This is a genomic window from Caldimonas thermodepolymerans (assembly GCF_015476235.1).
In the GTDB taxonomy this organism is placed as follows: domain Bacteria; phylum Pseudomonadota; class Gammaproteobacteria; order Burkholderiales; family Burkholderiaceae_C; genus Caldimonas; species Caldimonas thermodepolymerans.
In genome coordinates this window covers 2,542,975-2,568,761 of record NZ_CP064338.1, presented here as the reverse complement: position 1 = coordinate 2,568,761, position 25,787 = coordinate 2,542,975, and the positions used below count along the sequence as shown (strand labels likewise).

Sequence of the window (25,787 nt, the reverse complement as noted above, 5' to 3'; positions counted from 1 at the left end):
AGCAAAAAAAAGGGACCACCGCGTTTGCAGTGGCCCCTTGGGGTTGACGATTAGTTGCCGCCGGCAGCCGGACGACGCAGCTCGACAGCGAACTCCGAGCGGAGCGTGCCATGACCGTTGAAGCGCGACGCGACCAGCACGTCGCACAGGCGACGGGTGTCACGCGCGGTTTCCATCTTCAGACCCTGGAGGGTCAGCGTGGCAACCGCATCCGGCGCCCAGACGATGCCCGCGGTGTTCGAGTAGTCCGCGCGGTACTTGGCGAACACGTCGGAGGCGCTGGACTCGTCCGTGTTCGGCAGGAGCGTCGAGGCCATCAGGGTGATGCCAGCGACGCGCACGGTCTCGGTCACACCGGCCACGTCAGCAGCGTTGCCGCCAGCGAAGTTGCGGTCCAGGATGACGTACTGGCCCGAGTTCGGGTCCTTCGCCCACTTGATCGCATCGATCACGTCCGGGCTGACCACGCCGTACAGCGGCATGTTGGCCGGCAGGTTCTTCTTGATGAGCGCCAGGCGAACCTTGCGCAGCTCCTGAACCCACTTGAAGCCGTCGATGTTGCCCGTGGACAGCAGGTCCGCGCTTTGATGCACGGTGCCGCCGTCGTTGAATGCAGCGTGCTGCTGCGGCGTGCGAGCGGCCAGGATGATGGCACGCATCACGTTCTGGTCGAACGTGCGGGCCAGGGCCTGGCCCATGTCGCTCACGATGGGCGAGCGGAAGTCGAAGTGCGCCATCAGGGCGTCGAAGTCCCAGATGTCGTGGTGGGCCACCAGCGGGGCATCCAGGCCCACCGTCACTTCGCCCATCAGGTACGGGTTGCCCAGCATCTCCTGGCCGCGGCTCAGGTACTCGGCCTTCGAGACGCCCGTGCGCGGGAATTGCGCTTCCTTGCCACCGGAGATGGTGCGCTCGCGGGTCTTGCCCGCCATGATGGTGGCGGCGGTGAACGCCTTGAGGACTTCACCGCCCGCGATCTTCAGGAACAGGGCGCGGTCGTCGCCAGTACCCTTGTTTTGGCCCGGAATCACCGGGGTGCTTTGGTCACCAAAAGCCATTGCAGCTAAGTCGAATTGAGAGGAGTGGAGGCCCCTCGCGCCGCCCGTGGGAATGGGGCGGAGAACCGCGAGGGACCGAGGGAATGGAGGAAAGAGGAGACCCCCTCCTACCGCGCCGAGGCGACACGCCGGGCCGGAGGCAGGGGCCTGGTTGATGGAGGGTTAGAAGTCGGAGACGGCCAGCCGGCTGTAGACCTGCTGACGGTAGGCGTGGTCAGTCTCGTACCGGGGGTCGGAGATGGCCGCCAGGTATTCCGCTTGCGAGCGGAAGCCTCCCTGGGCGCCCGAAGCGCCCGTGGTCGGCGTGTGAATCTGCGGGTCAGCCTGGACCGTGGCTCCCCGCTTGAACTTCAGCAACTCGATGGCTTGTTGCGCGAACGGACCATTGAGCTGGTCGTTCAGGAACGTGCGCTCCTGCGGCGTCAGGTTGGCGTTGCCCCACGCAATCAGCTCCTCGAACTGGGCTTGACCGCCAGCGTAGGTGTGAAGGACCGCCGTGCGGCGCTCGCGCTCCAGCTCGGCCAGGCGCTTCTCCATCTCGGTAAACCGCGCGGACTGCTCGTCCGCCAGCTTCATGGCGGCAAAGTGCGCGTCGATCTGCTCGTCGGTGATGCCGAAGCGCGTCTTCAGGTCCTCGCGGACCTCAGCCTTCACCTGGCCGTCCTGTCCCACGAACTCCGTGTAGGGCGTGGCGAGGTAGTCACCTAGCGTCTTGGGCTTCGGCGTCTCGTCCGGCTTCTGGTCGTCGGGTTTCTGCTCGGACTCGCCCGGTTTCTGGTCGGCCGGCTTCTGGTCGCCCTGCGGGTTCTCCGGAGGCGTCTGCGCAGCCTGCCCACCCTGCGCGGTGGGCTGATCCGCGGGTTTCTGGTCGCCCTGCGGGGCCGCGGCCGGCGCTTGGGCCGCCTGGGAGGCGGGTGCGCCTTGACCCTCGAACAGAGCGATCATCGCCGCGTTGTACTCGGGGGTACCAGGCGCGGCCCCCTGACTGGTGGACGCAGCGGCCTGGGCGGGGACGGGAATGGTGACTTGAGTCATCAGACCTCAGATTGAACGGCAGCGGTGGCAAGCGGCCCTGCGGCGGCGCCCGCCACCTGCTGCATGAGTTGTTGTTGAGCCTGCGCCCGCTTCATCTCCTCGACTTCCGCGCTCGTTCGGATCGCCGCGGGGAAGCCGAGCGCCACAGCGCCAGGCGTGAGCACTTCGTCCAGCTTCACGAACAGGGGCACCTCGTCGGTGAACGGAGTCGCCGAGTTCATCAACTCCAGGAACGCGCGGACTCGGTTGAGCTGTTCGTCGCGGCCCAGGGCCTCCAGGCCAGTCGTCACGACAATCTCAACGGCGTCGTCACCCAGGTCGGGAAGCTCCCGCCGCGACCGCATCTGCGCGATCAGCTTGCGCAGACGCCACGCCTGAAGCGTGGACGCCAGCAAGGAGTAGGTACCGCCCAGGGCGGACTCCAGCTCCTGCACCAGCATGCGGATTTCGTAGGCCGTGACCCGCTCGGCGTCTCGCCGCAGGGCGGAGGTCAGCAGGAAGGCTTGCGCCAGGTCACGCTTCAGGGCCTCCTCCTGGTTCTGGAGAAGCTGATACTGACCGGCTGACTGGAACTGGAGGGTGTTTACGTCCTCGATGTTGCCCGACAGCACCGCGCCATTGCGAGCCTCGGCGATCCGCTTACGCAGGTTGCCGCCGGTCGCGTTGGGGCGCACGAACGTCAGATGCCGCGAGGCCATCGCGGTGATCTCCCGCAGGCCCTGTGCAACCTTGTCCAACGATTCCAGGTCGTTGTAGTTGTGCTCGACGTGCGAGCGACCGTAGTTCTCGCTGGGCACCAGGTCCCAGGTCAGGGCGTTCGCCGGCATGATCCCGTGGTAATGCTCCTCGGGAAGCACGACGGACTCGTCCAGGTCCTGACGGATCGCGTAGCGACGCTCGTCCAGTCGCTTGAACTGGGTGTAGAGCTTCACGTCCTCCTCAGGACGCTTCTGGGTGCGGTGCTTCAGGGCCTCCGGTAGGGACCGCGCCTTCATCACCTCGCAGGTAACAATCTCCTGGACTTCGCCTGCGAAGTCGCGGACGCACACGAACTGGTCCAGGCGGTACTGCTTGAGACGCCCGTCCGGCAGGATGTACTCGCAGAGATTCCCCGTGACGATCAGGTTCAGCAGGGTGACGAAGGTCGGACGACGCCAGCCGAGGGCTTCTATCTTGGCGTTGACCAGGTTCTCAACCTGGGCCAAGCCCTGGACGATCTCGGGAGGCGCGGAGTTGGCCCCAGCCTCAACCAGTAGCTTGGTCGGGACGTTAAGCCGGAACGATGAGGCGCCGGGAGGAAGGAGCGCCAATAGCAGCTTTGACGCCAGGTTCGTGACGCACCGGGCGCCGAAGCTCGTGTAGTTGGCGGGGAGGTTGTTTTGGTAGGTGTGCCCCTCAGGGGGCAGGACGGCCGGCACCGTGATCGCCGCGCAGCCGCGGGCGCGGCGCAGAGCCGCGTCGCGCTCGGGCGTCAGTTCGGCGTAGCGGTCCTGAAGGGACGCCTGGGTCATACGATGGTGACCCCGCTACCCTTCTGAGCCGGCGCTTCGGTCAGGTACTGGAACCGCAGGGAGCTACGGGTGACTCGCTTCTTCTGCGGGTCCTCGTCTTCCGCTACGGCGTCCTCCAGAATAGGCGCGACCTGTAGCTCCTTCTGCTGCGGAGGCGGCGGCGCCTTAGCTTTGGGCTTACCCACTGGATTGCTCCTTGGGGAGGGTGTAGAGGGGGAGGAAAAGCCCGCCGTCCATCTCCTCGAACCCGAGCCTCAGGGCGTAGTGCCGGTGCTCGGGCAGTGGGACGGCGGTGAGTGCGACAAAACCCGCGGCTCGGGCTTCGCGGGCCAGATACCGAAGGTTGGCCGGCGTTAGCCAGCGACCTCGGACGGCGGGTGCAGCATGCGCGTGGAGCGCGGCTATACCGTCACCGCGGTCCTCGAACCACACCGCAGCCGCAAGCTCGCGGCCACGACGCAGAACACGGACCACGCACGCGCCGAGGATCGACGCAGGCCACAGGTCCACATAGGGGTACCCCGTCCGTTTCAGGAAAGAGCGGAGGTCACAGAGAAAGGCCCTGCGCCTTCTGCGCTTCCCTCGCGGCTTCCTCCAGTTGCTCGGCAATCGCGTTGATTGCATCGACGGCTTCGTGGTAGCCGGCGAGTTCATGGATCAGCGGGTACTCCTTACGCTTGACCAGCGACAGCGCCTCCTCGGTGGGGAGCTGCGCGGCCAGGTGTGCGGCCAGGATGCGGAGGGCAGAAGGCGCGGGGAGCCCGGACGGTAGCCCGGAGTCGTCCGGGTAGTCCAAGGCGATACCGCGCCCACTACTTACCGGGGGACGCTTGGAGTCGGAGGCGCAGGGCCTCGTACCAGTCTTGCAGCTCCACCAGTTGCGCAGCCGTGCGATGACAGATTGCATAGTTCTCCGTGGCCACCATCAGTAGGTCGGCGCCGGTCGGGCCGGCAACGTCTTCAGGGGCTGGGGCTTCGCCGCCAGGTGGGCCGGTAGCGGGGGCAGTTCCCACGCCGGTCGCGGCGGCGTCGTGCAGCCGTGCAAGCTCCCGAGTGAGACGCACATTGCGAAGCTCAGAATCGTGTAGTTCAGCTTGGAGACGTTGAAGAATTTGGTCATGGTCTCGTTGGAGTTCGGCGAGCTTGAGGTCGAAGCGGGCCCGGGACTCGGCCTCGGCTTTCGCTACCGCTTCTTCGCGGTACTTGCGCTCCTGGGCCAGGCGCTCGGCCGCAGCCGCTCGCTCCTCCATGCGTCCCAGTTCGATCAGCGAGGATCGCCACTGGGTCACCAGGAGCGCAGCAAGGGCCGCAGCGAGTGCAATCAGCAGGACCTTGAGACGGGTGCTCATCACAGGGTGCGGAAGTAGCGAACGGCCAGCTCCACCTGCCTGTGCAGAGCCTCGATGCTCCCGTTGTTCAGGATGGAGTAGTCGCCCAGATGCGCGGTCACGCCGGCCTCACTGACGTGGCCGCACACCAGCGGGGCGCCCGGACGACTGATGTGCAGGATGTGCCCGCCGGCAGCACGGATCGCCTCGGCCTCGTTGTCGAAGCGGACATCCGAGATGACCACCGGGAAACCGCAGCCGGTGACTTCCCGCACCCGGCGCAGCACACGCTTGACCCAGAAGTCCTCACCGATCAGCCGTCGGCCCCATTCGGTGCCCAGGGTCTGCATCATGTAGCGCGGCGACTTCCCCACCCAGTCCACCACCTTCTCCTTCTCCGGACCTTCCAGGTCCTTGACCGAGAGGTCCAGGAGGTCGGCCACGAACGTGCGAATCGGCGCGGCGAACGACAGCTCGATGAAGCCGTACCGGCGAGCCAGGTAGCCGGCCACCGTACTCTTGCCGCTGCGGGCGCGGCCAGCCAGGCCGATCAGCAGGGGTTGCTCAGTCGGGCGACGGTTCTCCGCTGGGAGGCCGTCGAACAGCGGCAGCCATTGGCCGGTGCGCTCCTGCTCGTTCATGCAGCTCCGGCAGGTCGGCGGCATGTAACCCTGGGCGTGGTACTTGCAGTCACCGCAGTCCAAGTGCGAGCGGTCAGTTTGCGAGGTCATAGGCATTGAACGTGATGGACTTGCGTCCTAGTCGATAGGTCACGCGGCCACTCTCAGGGTCGAACTCCCCGGGCCGCAGGATGTGCGCGAGCTGCGCTTGCAGTACGGCGTCCGATTCCCCCTGCGGGAACGCGGCGTATCGCTTGGTCTTGGGCTTGCAGAACCGCTCGACCACCAGGGGCCACCAGCCCGCCAGGTCGGTTGCCTTGTCCAGGACCGCCAGGGCGCCGGCCGTGCCGCAGCCGATGCAACCCTCGAAGCCATCGGTGGGGTCCCCGGTGAGGGTCTGGAGCATCCACTGGAAGTCCGCCCGCTGGGCAGAGATGACGCCGCGGGTACCCTTCATTGGGTTGTAAAGAGGACCTGGGACGGTCTTCATGTCCTTATCGGAGGACACAATGACCTTCCCGGGCCCCGACAGAAGCCCCATCGTGTCGTCTGCTTCCAGACCGGGGAAGGACCGGACAGGGTGGGCGTCGCGGACGTACCGGACCAGCTTCCAGAAGTGCTCCGGCTTCTCACCACGCCCGGCCTTGTAGCCCGGGAACAGTCCTCGGCGGAACAGCTTGCGGTCGTCCGGCGACAGGACCACCAGGTAGTCGTCCGCGCCTGCGGCCTCCACCCAGGACTCCAGCATGGACTCCAGGGTGCTGCGGGCCTCCTTGAAGGTAGGACCGCGCTTCTCCACGGCTCCCCGGTCCCAGTCGATTTCCTCGGTCCCGATGACTGCCGCCTTCAGGATCAGCTCGTCGCCGTCAATCAGGGCGAGGGTCACTCGTGGTTCCAGGCGTTACGCACCCCGTCCGCCAATTCGCTCAGCAGCCCCCACGCGCACGCCAGGAGGTACGGCACGAACGCCAGGAGGGTCAGGGGGATCAAATACAGGAGCTTGAGCCGGGCAGTCCGGCGGGAGTCGTTGTGTGCGGTCATGATTCGACGGTTGCACATGCCACCGCCAGCTTGGCGTCATAGCCGTCGCGGACGATGCGATGGACCACCTTGCGGTCGGCCTTGTTCGTCAGCTTCAGCGCGACGCACACTTCGTCCGCCCGCCGGAAGCGGGAGAACCAGTCGGGGTCGGTGGTCACGATCAGGTTGATGGGCCCGCGCCGCAGCGCACACCAGTGGTGACCCAGGAGTTCGTAGGATTCACGGCACGCCTGCCAGTCCTGACCGAAGGCGGCCAGGGCAGTCTCCTCGGCATCCCGGGCCAGTGAGGTCCCCTCGTTGCCGTGCCGTCGCGGCAGCAGCACCAGGACATCCAGGTCCTGCGGGTCCTCGACAATCCGCGAGGAGCCCACGACCGTGAAGTCGCCCACCTCGGGGTGGTGTTTCAGAAGCTCTTGGACCTCCGCGTACTCTTTCGCAAACTTCTCAGTGGGTTTCATGCCAGTTCGTTCCGATGTCGTAGGCGCCGTCCAGGCGACACTTCAGGTTGAAGTGCTCCCCAGCACGGGTGATGGCTAGGGCGAACTCCTTGCCGGCCGTCTCGGCCAGCTCCGGTAGCACCTCCTGCTGCACCTCGTCGTGGACGTTGGCGAGGTAGCCGAAGTGCTTGCCGTGGACCCAGCCAAATTCCTCGGTGACGCGACGGTGGTACAGCTCCAGAGCCTTCTTCATGACCACGGCACCGCCGCCTTGCAGCAGCGTGTTCAGCGCGGCATGCTGGGAGCGCACACGGATGCGTCGCCCGTCAAGGCCGCGCAGCCATCCGCGCTTCTTGGCGGCGGCCTGCACGTCCTCGATGAGCTGACCGAAGCCGGCGATACCGTCGATCAGGCGGCGCTTGACCTCCTTGCCAATCGCTTTCAGCGGCTTCAGCTTCCCGCGCGAGTTGAGCGCCCAGGCGGGCCACTCGCTTTCCGGCTTGCCGCTGGAGCGCCAATCGGCGACCCAGATTGCGCCGGCCTTCTCGTCGCCCGCGCCGTACAGCGAGCCGTACAGCAGGGTCTTCGCGCCGTCCCGCGAGAACAGGTCGGTGTTCTTGCGGTTCATCGAGTGCGCATCGGTGCCCTTGGACTTATCGCCCTCCAGCAACGCGCGGGTCAGGGCGCCACCGTCGTAGGGGTACAGGTAGTGCGCGAGCATGCGCAGCTCCAGGCCCTCAGCGTCGGTGCCCACCTGAAGGAAGCCCTCCCCAGGAATCCACAGGTCCCGCAGCTCCTTGTCGATGTTCGCGGAGTTGGGGTTGCTGTGCGTCATGCGGCCAGTCACGGCTCCGTTGGAGTTCACGTAGCCGTGGACCCGGTGGGTCCGCTCGTTCGCGTGCTGAATCCAGCCGCCCTTGCTGCTTCCCTTCGGAGGGGCCGCAAGCTGGGTCCACATCTTGTTCTTGCGGAAATACTCCAGCAGCAGCGAGACCTCAGGGAAGTCCAGCTTCTTCAGCACGGCCTCGGTGATGTTCGGGTTGCCCTTCTCGGTAAGCGGGGCCTCCCAGCCGTACTTCGCCTTGAGCCGGCGAGCGACGTGGAATTCGGAGTCGGGGTTGAAGTCCTGGAGCTTGATGGCCGTGTACGGGGCTCCGGCCGTGTAGCTCATGGCGACCGAGCCGTCCTTCGGCTTCGTGTTGAGGTTACGCTTCGGTACTCGGGTGCCCGTGCTCACATAGATCGGCGGGAACACCTCGCTCAGCTTCAGGCGCAACCGCTGACACTCGTCGTCCAGCTCGGCCGCCCGCTGTATGGCCTTGGGCAGGTCCAGACGAAAGCCGTTGGCGCGTTGCAGCTCGATCAGGTGGGCGACCCGGTGCTCCAGCTCAGGGCTCTCGCCCCAGGTCATGACTCCCTTCAGCTTGCGCCACAGCGCGGCCAGGACCACCACGTCCTGCCGGCAGTAGTCGAGCATCTTTCGGGAGTAGCGATCCCATTCGTCGTGCTCACCCTTCGGAACACCGAACTCGGCGCCGTAGCTGCCCAGGGAGTGGCCGCCAGGGCGAGAGGGGTTGTGCAGTCGCCCCAGGACCAACGTGTCCAGCAGGTGATCCCACGGCTTGAGTACCAGGCCGTACAGCTTCTCCAGGGCCTGGGCGTCGTAGCCGATGCCGTTGTGCGCGACTACCTTGCCGCCCTCCTCGACATGCCGCTTGAGGCGGTCGATCCCCACGCGAATGGCGGGGAAGGCGGGGTCGTGGTCGGTGTAGGCGTCCACGTCCTCGACGGTCGCGGCGTCCGGGCCAGAGATGCAGAGAACCCAGCAGGTCGTCAGCGTGTCCAGCAGCCCGTCGCCTTCGATGTCGAACAGCAGGATTCCGTCGTCGGTCACGGCGCGACGCGGACAGTGACCTCAACCATCACCGGCTTGCGGCCGGCGGCTCGGGCACGTTGCACCACGTCGGTCACCGCGAAATCTGCGGCGTCCAGAATGTTTTCGGTGTTGGGGACGAAGATGGTCCGGGTGTAGGCGACCGTGGGGTCAACCTTGAGTTCGTAGCGGGTGTTGCTCACGATGAATCCAGTTGTTGGTAGAACGCAGCGATGCGGACCAGCTCACGCCAGCCCGCGTCGCCCTTGAGCCGGTTGGCTCGGTTGGAAATAACGACCACGTTTCCCCGCACGTAGCCCTTGTCCGGGTCTATCCGGTCCAGGGTGGGGGAGTGGTCGCACGCGACGCCTACGCCCGACCGCAACGGAATCCCCAGGACGGGGCAGTAGCGGGGGACATAAACGTCCTCGTAGGTGATGCCGAAGGGGATGCCCTTCTTCTTGGCTCGGTACTTTGCGAGGGTGACTAGGCGCCGCCTTGGATCAGAAGGGCGGGTCTTCATCGTCCTTGTCGGCCGGGGTGTCCACCGAGTCGGGGAACGCGGTGAGCACGACCTGCCGGCCGGTGTTGCGGTCGTAGCGAAGAACGTCCGCCAGCCCGGTCATGCCAGTGAACCGACACTTCAGGAGGCGGACCCGGGATTTGTCCCTCTCCTCGTTGTCTTCCGCTTGCTGGTCGCGCTCGATGGCGACCACGGTGTCCGACAGTTGCTTCAGGGCGCCCGAGCCGCGCAGCGAGTCCAGGTCAATCTGACCGCCCTGCTCGAAGCTCTTGGCGTCCCCGCCGACCTTACGCAGGTGCGATACCGCGATCACGCTCATTCGCGTGCGCTCGATCAGGGATCGCAGGCGGGTCATCAGGATGTCAATGGCCCGGCGCTCGCCCTCGTCCATGTCCAGCCCCGAGACGGCGATGGAGATGTGGTCGAGGAAGCAGAGCTTCACCCCACAGGAGACCGCCATGTACTCCAGCTTGGCGATCAGGTTGTCCGATTCGACGGACCCGAAGTGGTCATAGGCGAAGTACCGCCCGTTGGCGATCAGCTTGCGGTAGCTCGCCTCCCACTGGGCCGGCGTCAGGATCGAGGGGTTCTCGCGCAGTCGCGACAGTGGCGTGTTCTGGTCCAGGGCGATCAGGGCCTTGGCCGTGGTCTCCTTGCTTTCCTCCAGGAACACCGCGCCGCAGGGGATACCGTCCTCCAGGGCCTTCTTCAGCCACTCGCGAGATGTCGTGGACTTTCCGATGCCTGAGCCCGCGGTCAGCAGCCACAGCTCGGCCTCATGGATTCCCCCCGTCATCCGGTTCAGCTCGGGTAGGGGAGTCTGCCAGCCCTTCTCGATGGTCTGGAGTCGGGACAGCTCGATGTCCTCGCCCATCACGATGCCGTCCGGGCGGTACGTCGGGGCGTCCCATACCAGGCGCTGAACTTCCGAGACACCTACCCGGGTCAGTACGTCGTTGGCGTCCTTGCAGTCGCCAGGCGCGGTGACGATCTTCACCTTGCCCGGGGGCAGCAGCGGGGCCACCGCAGCTACTGCATCACGGCCAGCCTTGTCGTTGTCGAACCAAAGGATGATGGAGTCGTAGGAGGCTAGCCACTCCAGTTGCGCCTTGATCGCCTTGACGGCGCCATGAGCACCATTCGGGATGGAGACCGCCGGCCACTTCAGGGCCAGGGCCTGGGCCACCGACAGGGCGTCGATCTCGCCCTCGGTCACGACCACCATCTTCCCTCCGTGGCGGAAAAGGTGCTGACCGAACAGCCCGGCCTCCTTCAGGCGCCCGCGGACGATGAAGGACTTGTCGGCGAAGCGGAGCTTTTGAGCAACCAAGCGACCTTGGGCGTCGTGGTACGGCGCGACTTGGCAAGGCTTGCCCTTGAAGTCCGCGACGACATACCCGTAGCGTCGGCAAGTTTCCTCTCGAAGTCCGCGTTTCGGTAGATCGACATAACGTCCTCCCTGGATCAGTTCGGGGTTGGCGGGCTCCCGCGGCGTTCCGGGCCCTTCAGCGTTGCGGAAGTGGGTGCCGCACGAAAAACAATGCGCGTGGCCGTCGTCATAGACGGCACAGGCATCGCTGGACCCGCACTCCGAGCACGGTCCCTTGTGCAGCAGCGTGGAACCGTCGCGCTCGCTCACTTCGCACCTTTGCTTCGGCGAGGACGGGTGTAGTCGGGCAGGAACCCCAGCAGCTCGCCGTGAGTCAGCGTCTTGGCGTTCACGCGGCGGGACTTGACAGCCCAGCGACCGCGGCCCTGATACACGGCGGTGATGCCGCCGGCGCGGACAGTGATCGGTGCGGAGATGTTCGGATGGCTCATTGGGGCTCCAGAAAAGACAAAGGGCCGCGCAGTGGCGGCCCAGGTTGAGGAGAAGGGAGCGGGGGGGGTCACCCGCTCAGGTCATTGGCAGCTTTCGCAGGTGTCATCCCCGTTGTTGCGGGTGGGGCACACCGGCAGCGGCTCGTCCGAGTTGAAGTCGATGAAGTTGGGGTCGGGGCTCTCGTCGGACAGTTCAGGGTGGATGTGCTGGTTCACAGGCGGAAGGTCTCGCGGATGCGTTGGGCGGTTTCCAGGGCGCGGCACGTCTCGTTGTCGAGGGCTTCCACGCGCTTCTGCGCGGAGACGATGGCGCGGCGCTCAGCGACAGCGGCCTCGGCGGAACGCTTGGCGACCCGCTCCAGACGCTTGACCAGGTTGTTGATGCCCGCCAGCACCGAGTCCACGGTGGGGCAGAACAAGGATTTCAGGTAGCTCATGGCGAAGCTTTCGAGTAGAAGCAAAGGAAGGCGACCAGGAGGATCGCGGCGACGCTGACGGCCAGCGCGAGCGAGCCGATGAACGGGGCGAAGATGGCCCACCAGGACCAGGCGGCCACCGGCTCGATGCCGATCAGCTTCAGCATCGCCAGGACCACCGACAGAGCGGTGAAGAACCAGACCATCAGCGGGACTTCACCAGGAAGTAGCGCACGTAGAGCTGCCCCGTCACGTCGCGCTTGAACTCACGGCGGATTTCGTAGTCGCTGCCCTCCAGGGCGCGGGAGATTTCGGTGATGCGACGGGACACCGAGCGAACGCGATGGACGGCGTTGGCCTCCACGTTGGTGATGCTGCCGGTCTTGCGCATGTGCTCAAGGACTCGTGCAGCTTGTGGGGTCAGGAGTTTGATGTTCATTCGATCTCCAGCAGGGAAATGCGGAAGTGCGGCTGCTCGTCATCGCGAGGGAACCGCTTGGTGACGTGCAGGTCCACGATCTGACGGTCATCGCCGTAGAACCCTTTTTTCGTGAGCATGTCCAGCACGCCCTTCGCCAGGTTGTCCACGTCGCCAGCCGGCGTCGTGAACTTGGACTTCTTGATCGGCTGGCACACGGCCTCCACCTCCACCAGCAGCTCGCCCTCCAGGGCCACAGCGGCCGGCGGGATCATGGCGTCCAGCTCCTTGATGTAAGCCTTGTAGGTGGCAGGGTAGTAGGTACCGAACTTCGCCACCCGGGGCCGCGGCGTGGGCTGCGGGGTGATGTTGATGACGATGGAGACCTCGCCGGTCTCCTCGTCCCGCGTCACCCGGGCCTCAGAAGTCGCTTGCGTCATCGTCCGGGTCGGTGCCTCCGTCCACGTCGGGATCGCTCTCGGCACGCGCGGTGTCGGGACCGAACTCGTCCGACTCGTCCTCGAACATATCGGCGCCGCTGGAGACGGCGCGGCGCTCCAGGAGCTGCACAGCGTTCAGGTACAGGATCACGCCACGGTAGGCGCTGCCCTGACCCGACTCGGCCACGGCGTAGGCCACGCGGCCATAGTCGCCGCTACGCGGGGCGACCGCCAGCACATCGTTCTTGCCGCCAGGGCCGCGCAGCTCGGGCTTGTTCTTGGTCTTGAAGGTGACGACCCAGTGACCGCGGAAGCGTTCCTTCTTCTCGTCGTCCTCGGCCAGAGCGTCCCCGTCCTTTGCCGGACGGTGCTCGGCATTGCCCTTCGCTGCCTTGTGCAGGTCGTTCAGCCTCTTGGCGAAGGCGTCGTTCTCAGGGACACCCTTCTCCAGGATGATGGTGACCTTGTACTTGGACTTGTCGAACTTGGTGTCAGGCTTGTCCAGCCATGCCCATTGGAAAGTGCCCCGCGGGGTCACGCCCTTCTCGACAGTCTTCATTTTCGACATCGGTGAGAATTCCTTTCAGGTTCTTGTCAGTTCATCACTGCCGCATAGACCGCCTGGGCACGCGGCAGCAGCTTGGTGGTGTTGGTCAGGGAGTTCGGGTCGGCCGCGAGCGTGTTCGCCTCCTCCCAGGCTTCATCCGGGATTTGCGCCAGGTCGCGCAGGTTGGCCGCGACCGTCGCCAGGGCCAGCAGACTGGCGTAGTACAGACGCTTCCCGTGCGCGGGACCGCTCAAATCGTCGTCACTGGCCTGGCCCTGCGAGTCCGCGTAGCCCAGCTTGGCGACCTCCTTGATGAGTCCGGCGAAGGAGACGGTCAGGACCTGGGTCAGGACCAGCAGGTCCTGCTCGACTTGCTTGGAGTAGTGCTCCATGCTCACTTCACCGCCACGGCGAACTCGTGGACGCTCACGACCGTGGCGTCGCCGCGCCCGGTCTTAAAGGGGTCGCCCACGTTGAAGCGGGGCGGCGTGGAGTAGGAGTCGCCCAGCGGGTACAGGCGCGAGTCGATGTCCCCGTCCTGGAGCTGGAAGGAGACCAGGCGGTACCGGCGCTTGGGCTTCGGCGGCGCGACGTACCGCTCGTCACGGCTCTCGAAGATACCGAAGCGGTAACCGGGGACCTTCTGGGCCAGCCGCTGGGCCTCTCGCGCCGCCTTCTCGTAGGTGTCGTGGCGCTTCGGCTGTGCCGAGAATTCGGGCAGTCCGGTGTCCTTGGCGTAGCGGGCGACGTAGAACCCGGGCAGCGGGATGACCGCGGCCTGCTGCGGGGCCTCCGCGATCTTCTCCAGGCGCATACCGTGGAGACTGTCCTCGCCGTTCAGGTCGAAGTATGCGTAAGCACCGGCGCGGGATTCCACCACGAAGCCCGCCGTGGAGCGGCGGGGCGGCACCAGGCGGATGTCGGTGACGATGTATGCGTTACCGCTCACTAGACCGACCACCCGGAATCCGGCACCCGCCTCGAAGTCGGCGACCAGTTCCTCGGCGGTGTTGTAGCGCATCGGCAGACTCATTGAAGATTCCTTTCGTAGTGCAACATGAACTAGCGCAGTTACGCTAGTTAAGAGAAAAAGAACTCCGATTCCAGGACCTTGGAAACGTCCAGGGCGCCCAGCTTGGGGATCGGGGGGATGTCGTCACGCCCCGAGTGGACGATGACCGACTGGCGCCACTCCTCCAGGGCGGGCCGGGAGTAGATGGCGACGAACTCCTCGCGCAGGCGCTGCGAGAGGGTGTCGGTGTGGCCGGCGTGCGTCCCGAAGGAGTCATGAACGAACGCCAGGTCACGCACACCGTCGCGCTTCATAGCGACCGCTGTGCGGCAGAGGTGCGCGGCGTCGAAGGAGTGGACCACGTTTGGAGCGGCCGCGGCGCATTGCTTGCGCACGACCAGCCCGGCCTCGGGTTTCTCGCGGCGCAGGCTTACGTCTCCGATCAGCGTCTCGACGCGGGTCTCGTGCGTCTCGTAGTACGCTTGGCGGACGGTGAAGCCGGCCGGGGTGGTCCACTGGAGCGGCAGGTTGTTCTCCGCCAAGAATCGGGCCACGTCCTGCATGTACTGCATGGCGCGACGCGGCTGGCCGATGCTCTCGTCCAGCGCCCCCACGATGCAGTCGCGCAGGTAGGCCGCAGCTTTCCGCCGGTCTTCCCCGCGAAAGTGGTTGCAGAAGCCGTCGTTGACAAGCTGCTCGGCGATGCCGGACTCGGTGACGCCGTAGGGTGTGGTCATGACAGCACGCTTGACCGTCTTGCGGCCGATCTTGCCCAGCCACTGGACGGCCAAGGGGTTGCCCTTGGCGGCGTCCGTGGCCACGAACTGCTTGACCTTGTTCGCCACGTCCGAGTAGATGTCCTCGCGCTTGCCGGTCGGTAGCACGTTGACGCACCGGGCCGACGCCTCGTCGCGCATGAGAGCGGACAGGTGCTGGATACCCGAGCACGTCGCGTCCAGGCGGACCGGGACGGTGCTCTCGAAGTCCTCCACGCGGTTGCCCAGGGCGGCCCACTCGCACAGTTGCGCTACTTCAAAGCAAAGGGAAAGGGCCTCCCAGGGGGAGTCCACGTCCTCGTGCGCCCAGAAGTCGATGTAGGCCAGCGGGTCCTTGGCGGTCGCCAGGATCAGGTTCAGGTTGTTGTCGGTCCAGTCGGCACGCTCCTGTAGCGGCAGCTTGTCGTGCCCCATCGCATTCGCCAGGACCACGTACAGCCACCACTGACCATTCGCTCCCAGGCGCACCGGCTCGGCGAACGTCAGCAGTCCCTTGGTCAGGGAGTCGCCTTGCGGGTGCAGCTCCTGGGCAATCGGGTAGAGCCGGCCACGGAAGTCGCAGAAGTGAGGGAACCACAGGGCCGGGAAGGACGCTAGGTCCGCGGCCAGGGACAGACGACGGTAGACCGCCGCTCGCTGACCCATGAGGGAAGCGTTCTTGCTGTGAATCTCCTCCATCTGCCGACGGCGCTTCACTTGCTCCTCCTTCGGGAGGGCGGCGTACACGTCCTCTGGGAGCGGATCAGGCAGAGGGATGTTGTCAGGACGGGGAAGGCCCTCAACAGGGATACCCTCGTCGCGGCATTGCAGCGCCACGTCGAGGACCCACTTGTTGATCTTCCAGCGGGTCTTCTGGACCCAGTTCAGGGCCTCCAGCGCGGCGCCCGTCAGGGGTCGGTCGAGGGCCGCGGTGTGGGGATTCAATTGACCCTTGACCGCGTTGGTGCGAAGGGTCAGGTAGCCTCCGGTCAGTGCAGGCATGGCAGCTCCTGTCAGCAGGTGTCAGAAAGTAGAAACGCCCGGGACTCCGGGCTTAAGGCAGGTACTGTTCAGCTTGTTCAGGCCGCGAGCGTCACGGTCGGGGCGTGATCGCGACGGAACTGGCCGCCAGCGGCAGCAGCTTCGCGCTGGCGGTTGTGCTCGCGGATGGCCGCAAGCACGGGTTCTTGGAGCTTCTTGCGCCGCTCCAGGAGTGAAGCCGCGGTGTCGGGCCCCACGATGACCTTCGCGCCGCGCTGGCCACCAGTGGCGACCGGGGCGGTTCTGTCATGCTGTTACGCTAGTTGCGGGTGCGCTTCGCCGCTGTAGTCGTAGTCCAGCGGTTCGCAAATCATCGGCAGGAGGTAGGGCCGCATCAGCTCGTTCTGCTGGTGGCGGTCGGCGACCCAGGCCATACCCAGCTCGGTCATGCGGAAGATGCGGGTCTGCCGCATGTTCACGCGCTCGACCACGACCTCGAACCAGGCATTGCTCTCGACCAGCATGCCCAGCAGGACGCTGCCGATGTGCGCCCGCAGGTTCGTCGTCCAGTTGACCGCGCAGAACAGCGGCGCTTTCTTCTTCCACTTGGCGAAGATGCGCTCGTTGATCTGCCGGTTGTTCCGGGCGAGCATGAGCTTGAACAGGTTGGGGACCTGGGACTCCGGGTCCTTCTGCTTGCGCTCCTTCTCGGCCGCAGCCTCGGCGGCCTTCCAGTTCTGGTACTCCCACTCGTGCTGCACCCTGGTGCCCAGGGCGATGGCGCATGCCGTGAAGGGACCGGGCTCGGCCCGGCTCAGGGCATGCAGCACGGTGACGGCGGCCAGCGTCTCGGCCGGTAGGAGCGACAGGCCCCACTCGGCGTCCGAGAGGGTCAGCCGGGTTCCGATCTTCTCCATCGGAGCCTGCTGGGCCTGGCGGATGCGCTCTACCAGGGGACCGATCAGCTCCTTGGCTATCACCTGGCCGGGCTCCAAGTCCTGGAGACCGCGGCGAGTCACGCGACCGTCCTCGTGGACTTTCTGGAGCGTCTGGCGGTACCGCTCAATCCCCTTGGCGACCTGGTAGTGCTCCCACTCGCGCTGAGCCCGATGGTCGTGCGGCCCCACCGGGACGATTTCGGAAGGTTGCTTCACTAGGGGGACTTTTGGGGGGACCCTAAGTCCTTGATCCGGCGAGTCAGCTTGTTGCATGCTTTTCTGGCCTTCGCTAAGTGCTTGATTTTTCGGGACTTTCTTCGCCCCCGTCGGGGTGCGATCGTTCTTTTAATCCGTTGGTCACAGGTTCGAATCCTGTACAACCCACCAGAACAGAAGCCCCGGATGCCTGCGTGGATGCAGGCCTTCGGGGCTTTTCCTTTTCTTGCGCCCAGGCGTGAGGCGATGACTTGATCGCCCTCGCTGGGGGGCTTTGGGGGGGCCTTTGGAGGCCGATGCAGGCACTCCCGCTTCGTCCTTTGTTCAGGCTGGGCCCGGAGCGTCCTCGGGGCAGGGCCTTGGGCACGGCTTGCGCCCGCACCTCGCACGCGTTGCGAGGTGCCCCCTTCAAATCCGCGTGGAGTCCATGCTAGAATTGCATTCTTCGCGCTTGACAGGGTCTTTGACCCGCAAACGCAGGGCTCTTAGCTCAGTTGGTAGAGCAGCGGACTCTTAATCCGTAGGTCGTAGGTTCGAATCCTACAGGGCCCACCAAGATTTCTTCGACAGCCACCGATGCGTCCGCACGGTGGCTGTTTTGCTTTGCGGCCGTGGGAGGCTGTCGGTTGCGTGCCGGATCACGGGGCGGTGGCGGCGTCCTCCTGCGGCCGGTATCCCAGCGACCGGCTGACGGCTTCGGCTTCCTCGCGCACGGTGCGGGCGATCGGGCCCTGCGGCGACGGGTCGAACCCGCCGGTGGCCCCGAGCGCGGTCAGCACCGCGCGCACCTGGCCGGTGTAGTCGATCAGCGGCGCGGCCACCGCGCTGACACCGGGCAGGTAGGTGTCTCGCACCGTGGCGACGCCGGCGGCGCGCACCTGCGTGCGCAGCGTGCCGATCGGGTCGCGCGGGTCCAGCCCGCGGCGCTGTTCGGCGCTGGCGGCCTCCAGCTCCGCGCGTGCCAGCGCCTCGACCCGGCCGTCGTGCGTCATCGCCAGGAACACCCGGCCGGTGGCCGACCACAGCAGCGACAGCACCGAGCCGACACGCACGTTCAGCGTCACCGGCAGCGCCGGCTCCTCGAACCGCACGATGGTCGGACCCTTGTTGCCCATCACCGCCACGAAGCAGGTCACTTCCAGCTGCTCGCGCAGACGTGCCAGCGACGGTTCGGCCGCGCGCAGCGGGTCGGCCTGGCGCATCGCGGCGATGCCGAGCTGGATGGTCTCGGCCCCCAGGTAGTAGTGCTGCGAGACGGCGTCCTGTGCCACCAGCCCTGCCTCGAGCAGGCTGATCAGGTAGCGGTGCACCTTGGCCGGGCTTTCGCCCAGGTGGGCTGCCAGCCGGGTCAGGCTGGCGCGCCCGCCGAGGCGCGACAGCCCCTTGAGCACCGCCACCCCGGTGGCGGCGGCCTGCACGCGCTGGCGACGCGCGCGCGGCGCGCGGGCGGGGGCTTCGGTGGGCGGGGCGGTGGCAGGGCGGGGCATGGCAGGTGGCGGGACGTTGGCGCGATGTTAGCGGGCCGGTGCATCGGTGCGGGCAGCTCGCAGGCATCGGGTAAGCCAGTATGCATTGATTACGCATTGCGTACCAGAATTGCGCAAAGCGTAATTGATGCGCATCAGAGAAAGGAGCCGCGATGAAGAAGTACCTGTCCGCCCTGCTGCTGGCGCTGCCGCTGCTGGCCCCTTCGGCCGCTTCCGCGCAAGCCGCCGCCTATCCGTCCAAGCCGCTGCGCTGGGTGGTGCCGTACGCTGCCGGCGGCGGCTCGGACTTCCTGGCCCGCACCATCGGGCAGGCGCTGGCCGCGCGCATCGGGCAGCCAGTGATCATCGACAACAAGCCGGGCGGCAACACCTCGATCGGTGCCTCGGACGTCGCGCGCTCGCCCGGTGACGGTTACACCGTGCTGTCGGCCGACAACGGCACGCTGGTGTTCAACCCGGTGCTGTACAAGTCGCTGACCTACAACGCGACCAAGGACTTCACGCCGGTCACGCTGATGGGCCGGTTCCCGATGATCCTGGTGGTCAACCCGGGCTTCGGGGTGAACAGCGCCAAGGAGTTCATCGCCAAGGCCAAGGCCGAGCCGGGGGCGCTGAGCTTTGCCTCGGCCGGCGCGGGCAGCCCGCACCACCTGGCCATGGAGCTGCTGAACACCGAGGCCGGCCTGTCCATGGTGCACGTGCCCTACCGCGGTGCTGCGCCGGCGCTGGGCGACGTGGTGAGCGGCCAGGTGCCGGCGATGATGGTCGACTACGCTGCCGGCGCCGCCTTCATCCGCAGCGGCAAGCTCAAGCCGCTGGCGGTGGCGCATGCCAGCCGCCTGGCGCAGCTGCCCGACGTGCCGACCTTCGCCGAGCTGGGCTACAAGAGCGTCGAGGCCGCAGCCCTGGTGGGCATGGTGGCGCCCGCGTCGACCCCGGCCGACATCGTGGCGACGCTGAACAAGCGCGTGGTCGAGTCGATCAAGGATCCCGAGGTCCACAAGCGCCTCGTGGAGTTCGGCGTCGAGCCGGTGGGCAGCACGGCTGCCGAGTACGCCGAACTGCTGCGCACCGAAAGCCAGCGCTGGCACAAGCTGATCCGCGACCTGAACATCACGCTGGACTGACCGCCTGCCGGAGCGCCGTTCATGGAGCTGAAGTCCCATCCCGCCGGGCGCTGCCCGGTGGCGCACGAGGCCGTGACCGGTGCGCCCACCGGCTGTCCGGTGAGCGCGCGCGCCGCGGCCTTCGATCCGTTCCAGGACGCGTACATGGAAGACCCGGCCGAGTTCGTGCGCTGGGCACGCGAGCAGGAGCCGGTCTTCTATGCGCCCAGGCTCGGCTACTGGGTGGTGACGCGCTACCAGACGATCAAGGACATCTTCCGCGATCCCGTCACCTTCAGCCCGTCGATCGTGCTCGAGCGCATGTCGCCGACCTCGGACGAGGCGCTGCAGGTGCTGAAGCAGTACGGCTACGCGATGAACCGTACGCTCGTCAACGAGGACGAGCCGATCCACATGGCACGGCGCCGCGTGCTGATGGCGCCGTTCACGCCGGAGCACCTCGCCGGGCATGTCCCGATGGTGCGCGAGCTGGTGCGCAAGGCGGTCGACCGCTTCATCGACGATGGCCGCGCCGACCTGGTGGACCAGCTGCTGTGGGAGGTACCGTTCACCGTCGCGCTGCACTTCCTTGGCATCGACGCGGAAGACCGCGAGAAGATGCGGCGCTTCTCGATCGCGCACACCGTCAACGCGTTCGGGCGGCCCTCGCCCGAGCAGCAGGTGTCGATCGCGCACACCGTCGGGCAGTTCTGGCAGTTCGCTGGCGAGGTGCTCGAGAAGATGCGCCGCACGCCCGACGGGCCGGGCTGGATGCGTTATTCCATCCGGCAGCAGAAGCTCTACCCGGACATCGTCACCGACTCGTACCTGCACTCGATGATGATGGCCATCATCGTCGCGGCGCACGAGACGACGGCGTTCGCCTCGGCCAACGCGATCAAGCTGCTGCTGCAGCATCCGACCGCCTGGCGCGACCTGTGCGAGGACCCGGCGCTGATCTCGCCGGCGGTGGAGGAGTGCCTGCGCTACAGCGGCTCGGTGGCCTCGTGGCGGCGCCGCACCACGCGCGACGTGGTGCTCGACGGCGTGCCGGTGCCGGCGGAGTCCAAGCTGCTGCTGGTCGTCTCGTCGGCCAACCATGACGGCGCGCACTTCGTCGACCCCGACCTGTTCGACATCCGCCGCGAGAACTCGGCCGAGCACCTGACCTTCGGCTTCGGCGCGCACCAGTGCCTGGGCAAGAACATCGGGCGCATGGAGATGCAGGTCATGATCGAGGAGCTGAGCCGCCGGCTGCCGCACATGAAGCTCGCGCCGCAGACCTTCGAGTACGTGCACAACGTGTCGTTCCGCGGCCCGCAGCACCTGTGGGTCGAATGGGACCCGGCGCGCAACCCCGAGCGGCGCGACCCGTCGATCCTGCAGCGCCGGCATCCGGTGCGCATCGGCGCGCCGCACGCGCGCGACAAGGTGCGCCCGCTGGTCGTGCGCGCCGCCGAGCCGGTGGCCGAAGGGATCGTGCGGCTGCGCCTGGCGGCGACGGATGGCCGGCCGCTGCCGCAGTGGGCGCCGGGCGCGCACATCGACATCGAGTGCGGCGAGACCGGGCTGTCGCGCCAGTACTCGCTGTGCGGGCCGCTGTCGGACACCTCCGAGTGGACCGTCGCAGTGCAGCTGGATCCGGCCAGCCGCGGCGGCTCGGCCTGGATCCACCGCCACGCGACGCCGGGCACGGTGCTGCGCGCACGCGGCCCTCGCAACCACTTCCGGCTCGACGAGCAGGCGCGCCGGCTGATCTTCGTCGCAGGCGGCATCGGCATCACGCCGATCATGGCGATGGCCGAGCGTGCCCGGGCGTTGGGGATTCCCTACGAGATCCACTACAGCGTGCGCTGCCGTGCCTGCCTCGCGTTCGAGCGCGAGCTGCGCGAGCTGCACGGTGAACGCCTGCACCTGTACGTCAGCGAGGAAGGGCGGCGCAACGACCTGGCCGGGTTGCTCGCGACGCCGGACCCGCAGGCGCGCATCTACGCCTGCGGGCCGCAGCGCATGCTCGAGGCGCTGGAACGCCTGGCCGCGGGCTGGCCCGAGGACGCGTTGCGCATCGAGCACTTCTCGGGCAGCGCACCACGCCTGGATCCCTCGTGCGAGCGGCCGTTCGAGGTGGAGCTGCGCAACAGCGGGCTCAGGCTCGAGGTGCCCGCCGACCGCACGCTGCTCGAGGTGCTGCGCGCGTCCAACGTCGACGTGCAGAGCGACTGCGAGGAGGGCCTGTGCGGCAGCTGCGAGGTGGGCGTGCTCGAAGGCGAGGTCGACCACCGCGACAGCGTGCTGGGCCGCGCCGAGCGCCAGGGCCACCGGCGCATGATGGCGTGCTGCTCGCGCGCCCGTTCGCAGCGCTTGGTGCTGGACCTCTGAGGCAGGACGGATGCCCGAGCGCCGGGCATGGGCTCTGGCTGCGGGCCCTTGCCCGCGGCCGGCGGGCTGGCGATCATGGGGCCTCCGGACGCGGTCCGTCCGCAGCCGCCTGACTGCCATGTCCACCATGTTCCATCGCCTGTTCTTCGTGTGGCTGCCGGCGCTTGCGCTGGGCGCCGCACTGGCCGGCTGCGCCGGCTATTCGCCGCGCGGCGTCACCCCGGGCATGCCGGCCGACGAGGTGATCGCCCGCATGGGGCGGCCGACCGGCGAGCACCGGCTCGCCGACGGCACACGGCGCCTGGAGTTCGCCCGCGGGCCGTACGGCAAGCACACCTACATGGTCGACCTCGACGCGCAGGACCGGGTGCTGCGCTGGCAGCAGGTGCTGACGGAAGCCGTGTTCAACGCGATCCCGCGCGGCATCAGCCGCGAGGAGGTGCTGCGGCGCATCGGTCGGCCGTCCCACGAGATGCTGATTCCGCGCCGCAACGAGCGGGTCTGGTCGTATCGCTACGAATCGCCGTTCTGCCAGTGGTTCCAGGTCAGCCTGGACCTCGACACCCACAAGGTGACCGAAACCGGGTACAACGTCGACCCGATTTGCGACGCGAACGACAACGACCTGAACCCTCGCTGACACGACGATGATCAAGCTCTACGGCATCCCCAACTGCGACACCGTCAAGAAGGCCCGCCGCTGGCTCGACGAGCACGGTGTGGCCTACGCCTTCCACGACTTCAAGAAGCAGGGCGTGCCCGAAGACCGGCTCGACGCCTGGATGGCCGCACGTGGCTGGGAGAAGCTGGTGAACCGCCAGGGCACGACCTGGCGCAAGCTGGACCCGGCCGTGCAGGCCGGCGTGACCGGCCCGGACAGCGCCAAGGCGCTGATGCTCGCGCAGCCGAGCGTGATCAAGCGCCCGGTGGTCGAAGCCGGCCCGGAGGTGCTGGTCGGCTTCGACGAGGCAGCCTACGCGAAGCTGGCCGGCTGACGCGTCGCCTCATCCTGCAGACGCAAAAGGAGGAGGCCGCCTGCGGGCGGCCTCTTCGCTGGCGGGGAACGCCGGGCGGCTCAGACGAGCAGCTGGCGCAGCACGTAGGGCAGGATGCCGCCGTGCTTGTAGTAGTCGACCTCGATCGGCGTGTCGATGCGCAGGCGCAGCGTCACGCGCTGTTCGGAGCCGTCGGCGCGGCGGATCACCAGCGTCGCGTCCTGCTGCGGGCGGATGTCCTCGCCGATGAGGATGTCGAACTCCTCGTCGCCCTTGATGCCCAGCGACTCCCACGAGTCGTTGCCGAGGAACTGCAGCGGCAGCACGCCCATGCCGACCAGGTTGGAGCGGTGGATGCGCTCGAAGCTGCGCGCGATCACGGCCTTGATGCCCAGCAGCTGCGTGCCCTTGGCCGCCCAGTCGCGCGACGAGCCGGTGCCGTACTCCTCGCCGCCGAACACGATGGTCGGGGTGCCCTGCGCGATGTACTTCATCGCGGCGTCGTAGATCGACATCTTCTCGCCACCGGGCTGGAACAGCGTCCAGCCGCCTTCCTCGCGCGAGCCGTCGGCGCGCGGCGGGATCATCAGGTTCTTGATGCGCACGTTGGCGAAGGTGCCGCGCATCATCACCTCATGGTTGCCGCGGCGCGAGCCGTAGCTGTTGAAGTCGGCCTTGAGCACGCCGTGTTCCTTCAGCCAGCGGCCGGCGGGCGAGTCCTCCTTGATCGAGCCGGCCGGCGAGATGTGGTCGGTGGTGATCGAGTCGCCGAACAGCGCCATCGCGCGCGCGCCCCTGACCGCGGCGGGCGCGGCAGGCGGCTCGAGCGCGAAGTCCTTGAAGAACGGCGGCTCGGCGATGTAGGTGGACGTGGGCCAGTCGTAGGTGTCGCCGGTGACGCCCTTGATGTTCTCCCACAGCTTGCCGGGCTTGCGCGTGACCTGGTCGTAGTTCTCCTTGTAGGCCTTGGGATCCATCGCGTGCTTCATCAGGCGATAGATCTCCTCGCTGCTCGGCCAGATGTCGCCCAGGTAGACGTCGCGCCCGCCCTTGCCCTTGCCGACCGGCTCGGTCATCAGGTCGCGCATGACGTTGCCGGCGATCGCATAGGCCACCACCAGCGGCGGCGAGGCCAGGAAGTTGGCCTTCAGGTTGGGGTGGATGCGCGCCTCGAAGTTGCGGTTGCCCGACAGCACCGCCGCGCACACCAGGTCGTTCTGGACGATCGCCTCGTTCAGCTCGGGCGCCAGGTCGCCGGCGTTGCCGATGCAGGTCGTGCAGCCGTAGGCCGCCAGGCTGAAGCCGAGCTTCTCGAGGTAGGGCAGCAGCCCCGAGCGCTCCAGGTACTGCGTGACGATGCGCGAGCCCGGGGCGAGCGAGGTCTTGATGTGCGGCCTGACCTTGAGCCCGTACTCGACGGCCTTCTTGGCCAGCAGGCCCGCGGCCAGCATCACGCCGGGATTGGAGGTGTTGGTGCAGGAGGTGATCGCGGCGATCAGGATGTCGCCGTTGCGCAGCTCGATGCCGTTGGCGGTCGTGTAGACCTGGTCCAGCTTCTCGGCCGGCTGGTTGAAGCCGTTCTCCGCCGTGGGCCTGCTGAACAGCTCGGTGAAGGTGGACTTCATGTGGCCGATCTCGATGCGGTCCTGCGGACGCTTCGGGCCGGCCAGGCTCGGCGCGACCGTGCCGAGGTCCAGGCGCACCACCTTGCTGTAGGCGATCTCGCCGGCGCGCGGCACGCCGAACAGCCCCTGGGCGCGGAAATAGGCCTCGAAGGCCTCGATCTCGCGCTTGCTGCGGCCGGTGCCCCGGAAGTACTCGACCGTCTTCTCGTCGACCGGGAAGAAGCCCATGGTCGCGCCGTACTCGGGCGCCATGTTGCCGATCGTCGCGCGGTCGGGCACGGCCAGCGACGCGGTGCCCTCGCCGAAGAACTCGACGAACTTGCCGACCACCTTCTCGCGGCGCAGGATCTCGGTGATCGTGAGCACCAGGTCGGTGGCGGTGACGCCCTCGCGCAGCCGCCCGGTCAGCTCGAAGCCGACCACGTCGGGCGTCAGGAAGTACACCGGCTGGCCCAGCATGCCCGCCTCGGCCTCGATGCCGCCCACGCCCCAGCCGACCACGCCGATGCCGTTGATCATCGTGGTGTGGCTGTCGGTGCCGACCAGCGTGTCAGGGTAGTAGACGCCGTCGGCGCGCTGGTGCACGCCGCGCGCCAGGTATTCCAGGTTGACCTGGTGCACGATGCCGAAGCCCGGGGGCACGACGCCGAAGGTCTCGAACGCCTGCATGCCCCACTTCATGAACTCGTAGCGCTCGCGGTTGCGCTGGAACTCGAGCTTCATGTTCAGGTCCAGCGCCTTCTTCGAGCCGTAGTGGTCGATCATCACCGAGTGGTCGACCACCAGGTCCACCGGCACCAGCGGCTCGATCAGCTTGGGGTTCTTGCCCATCTTGTCGGCCACCGAACGCATCGCGGCCAAGTCGGCCAGCAGCGGCACGCCGGTGAAGTCCTGCAGCACCACGCGCGCGACGATGAAGGGGATCTCGTCGACCCGCTCGGCGTTGGGCTGCCAGTTCGCCAGCTGCTCGACGTGCTCGGGCGTGACCTTCTTGCCGTCGCAGTTGCGCAGCACGCTTTCCAGCACGATGCGGATCGAGACCGGAAGCTTCCTGACGTTGGGATACTGCTTGGCCAGCTCGGGCAGGGAGAAGAAGCGGCCCTCCTTGCCGGAGGCGGTCTTGAAGGTCTTGAGGGTCTTGGCGAACGCGTGCGCCGCAGCGGCGCCCTTGTTGGAGGCTTTCTTCAGAGCAGCATCTGCCATGGGCGGACTCCGTGGGGTGGGT

29 protein-coding genes and 1 tRNA gene are annotated in these 25,787 nt (G+C 66.9%); 5 read left to right on the top strand and 25 right to left on the bottom strand.

Annotated elements, in window-relative coordinates; translation table 11 throughout:
- Positions 1–50: 50 nt before the first annotated feature.
- From IS481_RS12045 to IS481_RS11940, 23 genes are all read right to left on the bottom strand, one after another.
- The gene (locus tag IS481_RS12045; protein ID WP_104355668.1) at positions 51–1,031 is read right to left on the bottom strand and encodes a major capsid protein; all 981 of its coding nucleotides are present in this window, start codon (positions 1,029–1,031) and stop codon (positions 51–53) included.
- A 189-nt stretch (positions 1,032–1,220) separates the two neighbouring features.
- Complete coding sequence (locus IS481_RS12040; RefSeq protein WP_104355667.1) at positions 1,221–2,093, bottom strand: capsid assembly protein; 873 nt, start codon at positions 2,091–2,093, stop codon at positions 1,221–1,223.
- Positions 2,093–3,604 (bottom strand): portal protein, encoded by a 1,512-nt coding sequence (locus tag IS481_RS12035; protein WP_104355666.1) that lies wholly within the window; start codon positions 3,602–3,604, stop codon positions 2,093–2,095. Before IS481_RS12035 ends, IS481_RS12040 begins: the two co-directional genes overlap by 1 nt.
- Positions 3,605–4,151: 547 nt before the next feature.
- Positions 4,152–4,400, bottom strand: a complete 249-nt coding sequence (locus tag IS481_RS12030; protein WP_104355663.1) for a hypothetical protein — start codon at positions 4,398–4,400, stop codon at positions 4,152–4,154.
- A 16-nt stretch (positions 4,401–4,416) separates the two neighbouring features.
- Positions 4,417–4,953 carry a hypothetical protein gene (locus tag IS481_RS12025; protein ID WP_146079496.1) on the bottom strand — a complete coding sequence of 179 codons (537 nt, stop codon included), beginning with the start codon at positions 4,951–4,953 and terminating at the stop codon, positions 4,417–4,419.
- On the bottom strand, positions 4,953–5,573 hold the full coding sequence (locus IS481_RS12020) for a deoxynucleotide monophosphate kinase family protein (protein ID WP_104355661.1): 621 nt from the start codon (positions 5,571–5,573) through the stop codon (positions 4,953–4,955). Before IS481_RS12020 ends, IS481_RS12025 begins: the two co-directional genes overlap by 1 nt.
- Before the next feature lie 73 nt (positions 5,574–5,646).
- The gene (locus tag IS481_RS12015; RefSeq protein ID WP_170067419.1) at positions 5,647–6,438 is read right to left on the bottom strand and encodes a hypothetical protein; all 792 of its coding nucleotides are present in this window, start codon (positions 6,436–6,438) and stop codon (positions 5,647–5,649) included.
- A 151-nt stretch (positions 6,439–6,589) separates the two neighbouring features.
- Complete coding sequence (locus tag IS481_RS12010; protein ID WP_146079495.1) at positions 6,590–7,051, bottom strand: hypothetical protein; 462 nt, start codon at positions 7,049–7,051, stop codon at positions 6,590–6,592.
- On the bottom strand, positions 7,038–8,924 hold the full coding sequence (locus IS481_RS12005) for a DNA polymerase (RefSeq protein WP_104355658.1): 1,887 nt from the start codon (positions 8,922–8,924) through the stop codon (positions 7,038–7,040). The genes IS481_RS12010 and IS481_RS12005 overlap by 14 nt, the downstream gene beginning before the upstream one ends.
- The gene (locus IS481_RS12000) at positions 8,921–9,106 is read right to left on the bottom strand and encodes a hypothetical protein (protein ID WP_104355657.1); all 186 of its coding nucleotides are present in this window, start codon (positions 9,104–9,106) and stop codon (positions 8,921–8,923) included. The genes IS481_RS12005 and IS481_RS12000 overlap by 4 nt, the downstream gene beginning before the upstream one ends.
- Positions 9,103–9,426: a hypothetical protein gene (locus IS481_RS11995; protein ID WP_104355656.1), complete on the bottom strand. Its 324-nt coding sequence runs from the start codon at positions 9,424–9,426 to the stop codon at positions 9,103–9,105. The genes IS481_RS12000 and IS481_RS11995 overlap by 4 nt, the downstream gene beginning before the upstream one ends.
- Positions 9,407–11,065: a DnaB-like helicase C-terminal domain-containing protein gene (locus tag IS481_RS11990; protein WP_146079494.1), complete on the bottom strand. Its 1,659-nt coding sequence runs from the start codon at positions 11,063–11,065 to the stop codon at positions 9,407–9,409. The genes IS481_RS11995 and IS481_RS11990 overlap by 20 nt, the downstream gene beginning before the upstream one ends.
- Positions 11,062–11,247: a hypothetical protein gene (locus IS481_RS11985; RefSeq protein ID WP_104355654.1), complete on the bottom strand. Its 186-nt coding sequence runs from the start codon at positions 11,245–11,247 to the stop codon at positions 11,062–11,064. Before IS481_RS11985 ends, IS481_RS11990 begins: the two co-directional genes overlap by 4 nt.
- A gap of 81 nt (positions 11,248–11,328) precedes the next feature.
- Positions 11,329–11,463, bottom strand: a complete 135-nt coding sequence (locus IS481_RS18490; RefSeq protein WP_259371673.1) for a hypothetical protein — start codon at positions 11,461–11,463, stop codon at positions 11,329–11,331.
- The gene (locus IS481_RS11980) at positions 11,460–11,684 is read right to left on the bottom strand and encodes a hypothetical protein (protein ID WP_104355653.1); all 225 of its coding nucleotides are present in this window, start codon (positions 11,682–11,684) and stop codon (positions 11,460–11,462) included. The genes IS481_RS18490 and IS481_RS11980 overlap by 4 nt, the downstream gene beginning before the upstream one ends.
- Positions 11,681–11,869, bottom strand: a complete 189-nt coding sequence (locus IS481_RS11975) for a hypothetical protein (RefSeq protein ID WP_104355652.1) — start codon at positions 11,867–11,869, stop codon at positions 11,681–11,683. Before IS481_RS11975 ends, IS481_RS11980 begins: the two co-directional genes overlap by 4 nt.
- A complete protein-coding gene (locus IS481_RS11970; protein ID WP_104355651.1) occupies positions 11,869–12,102 on the bottom strand; it encodes a helix-turn-helix domain-containing protein in 234 nt (77 codons plus the stop codon). The genes IS481_RS11975 and IS481_RS11970 overlap by 1 nt, the downstream gene beginning before the upstream one ends.
- Positions 12,099–12,494: a RusA family crossover junction endodeoxyribonuclease gene (locus IS481_RS11965; RefSeq protein ID WP_198425421.1), complete on the bottom strand. Its 396-nt coding sequence runs from the start codon at positions 12,492–12,494 to the stop codon at positions 12,099–12,101. The genes IS481_RS11970 and IS481_RS11965 overlap by 4 nt, the downstream gene beginning before the upstream one ends.
- A 7-nt stretch (positions 12,495–12,501) precedes the next feature.
- Entirely contained in the window at positions 12,502–13,080 is a 579-nt protein-coding gene (locus IS481_RS11960; protein WP_170067418.1) for an ssDNA-binding protein, read from the bottom strand.
- 35 nt (positions 13,081–13,115) lie between these two features.
- Entirely contained in the window at positions 13,116–13,460 is a 345-nt protein-coding gene (locus tag IS481_RS11955; protein WP_104355648.1) for a hypothetical protein, read from the bottom strand.
- Between the two features lie 2 nt (positions 13,461–13,462).
- Positions 13,463–14,089, bottom strand: a complete 627-nt coding sequence (locus IS481_RS11950) for a hypothetical protein (protein WP_104355647.1) — start codon at positions 14,087–14,089, stop codon at positions 13,463–13,465.
- A gap of 59 nt (positions 14,090–14,148) precedes the next feature.
- Complete coding sequence (locus tag IS481_RS11945) at positions 14,149–15,837, bottom strand: DNA-directed RNA polymerase (RefSeq protein WP_104355646.1); 1,689 nt, start codon at positions 15,835–15,837, stop codon at positions 14,149–14,151.
- Positions 15,838–16,130: 293 nt separating this feature from the next.
- The gene (locus IS481_RS11940) at positions 16,131–16,970 is read right to left on the bottom strand and encodes a hypothetical protein (protein WP_170067416.1); all 840 of its coding nucleotides are present in this window, start codon (positions 16,968–16,970) and stop codon (positions 16,131–16,133) included.
- Positions 16,971–17,449: 479 nt separating this feature from the next.
- On the opposite strand from IS481_RS11940, the gene IS481_RS11935 reads away from it, so the two are divergent.
- Positions 17,450–17,525: transfer RNA gene (locus tag IS481_RS11935), tRNA-Lys, on the top strand.
- 83 nt (positions 17,526–17,608) lie between these two features.
- Here IS481_RS11935 and IS481_RS11930 read toward each other — a convergent pair.
- A complete protein-coding gene (locus IS481_RS11930; RefSeq protein WP_104355644.1) occupies positions 17,609–18,457 on the bottom strand; it encodes an IclR family transcriptional regulator in 849 nt (282 codons plus the stop codon).
- A 152-nt stretch (positions 18,458–18,609) separates the two neighbouring features.
- On the opposite strand from IS481_RS11930, the gene IS481_RS11925 reads away from it, so the two are divergent.
- The 4 genes from IS481_RS11925 to IS481_RS11910 all read left to right on the top strand — a co-directional run bounded on the left by IS481_RS11925 (position 18,610) and on the right by IS481_RS11910 (position 22,937).
- Positions 18,610–19,584, top strand: coding sequence for a Bug family tripartite tricarboxylate transporter substrate binding protein (locus tag IS481_RS11925; RefSeq protein WP_104355643.1), 975 nt, complete (start codon positions 18,610–18,612; stop codon positions 19,582–19,584).
- A 21-nt stretch (positions 19,585–19,605) separates the two neighbouring features.
- Positions 19,606–21,942 (top strand): cytochrome P450/oxidoreductase, encoded by a 2,337-nt coding sequence (locus IS481_RS11920; protein WP_104355642.1) that lies wholly within the window; start codon positions 19,606–19,608, stop codon positions 21,940–21,942.
- A 118-nt stretch (positions 21,943–22,060) separates the two neighbouring features.
- Entirely contained in the window at positions 22,061–22,582 is a 522-nt protein-coding gene (locus IS481_RS11915; protein ID WP_104355641.1) for a hypothetical protein, read from the top strand.
- 7 nt (positions 22,583–22,589) lie between these two features.
- On the top strand, positions 22,590–22,937 hold the full coding sequence (locus IS481_RS11910; RefSeq protein WP_104355640.1) for an ArsC family reductase: 348 nt from the start codon (positions 22,590–22,592) through the stop codon (positions 22,935–22,937).
- A gap of 80 nt (positions 22,938–23,017) precedes the next feature.
- Here IS481_RS11910 and acnA read toward each other — a convergent pair whose 3' ends face one another.
- Entirely contained in the window at positions 23,018–25,765 is a 2,748-nt protein-coding gene (acnA, locus tag IS481_RS11905) for an aconitate hydratase AcnA (RefSeq protein ID WP_104355639.1), read from the bottom strand.
- Between the last annotated feature and the right edge of the window lie 22 nt (positions 25,766–25,787).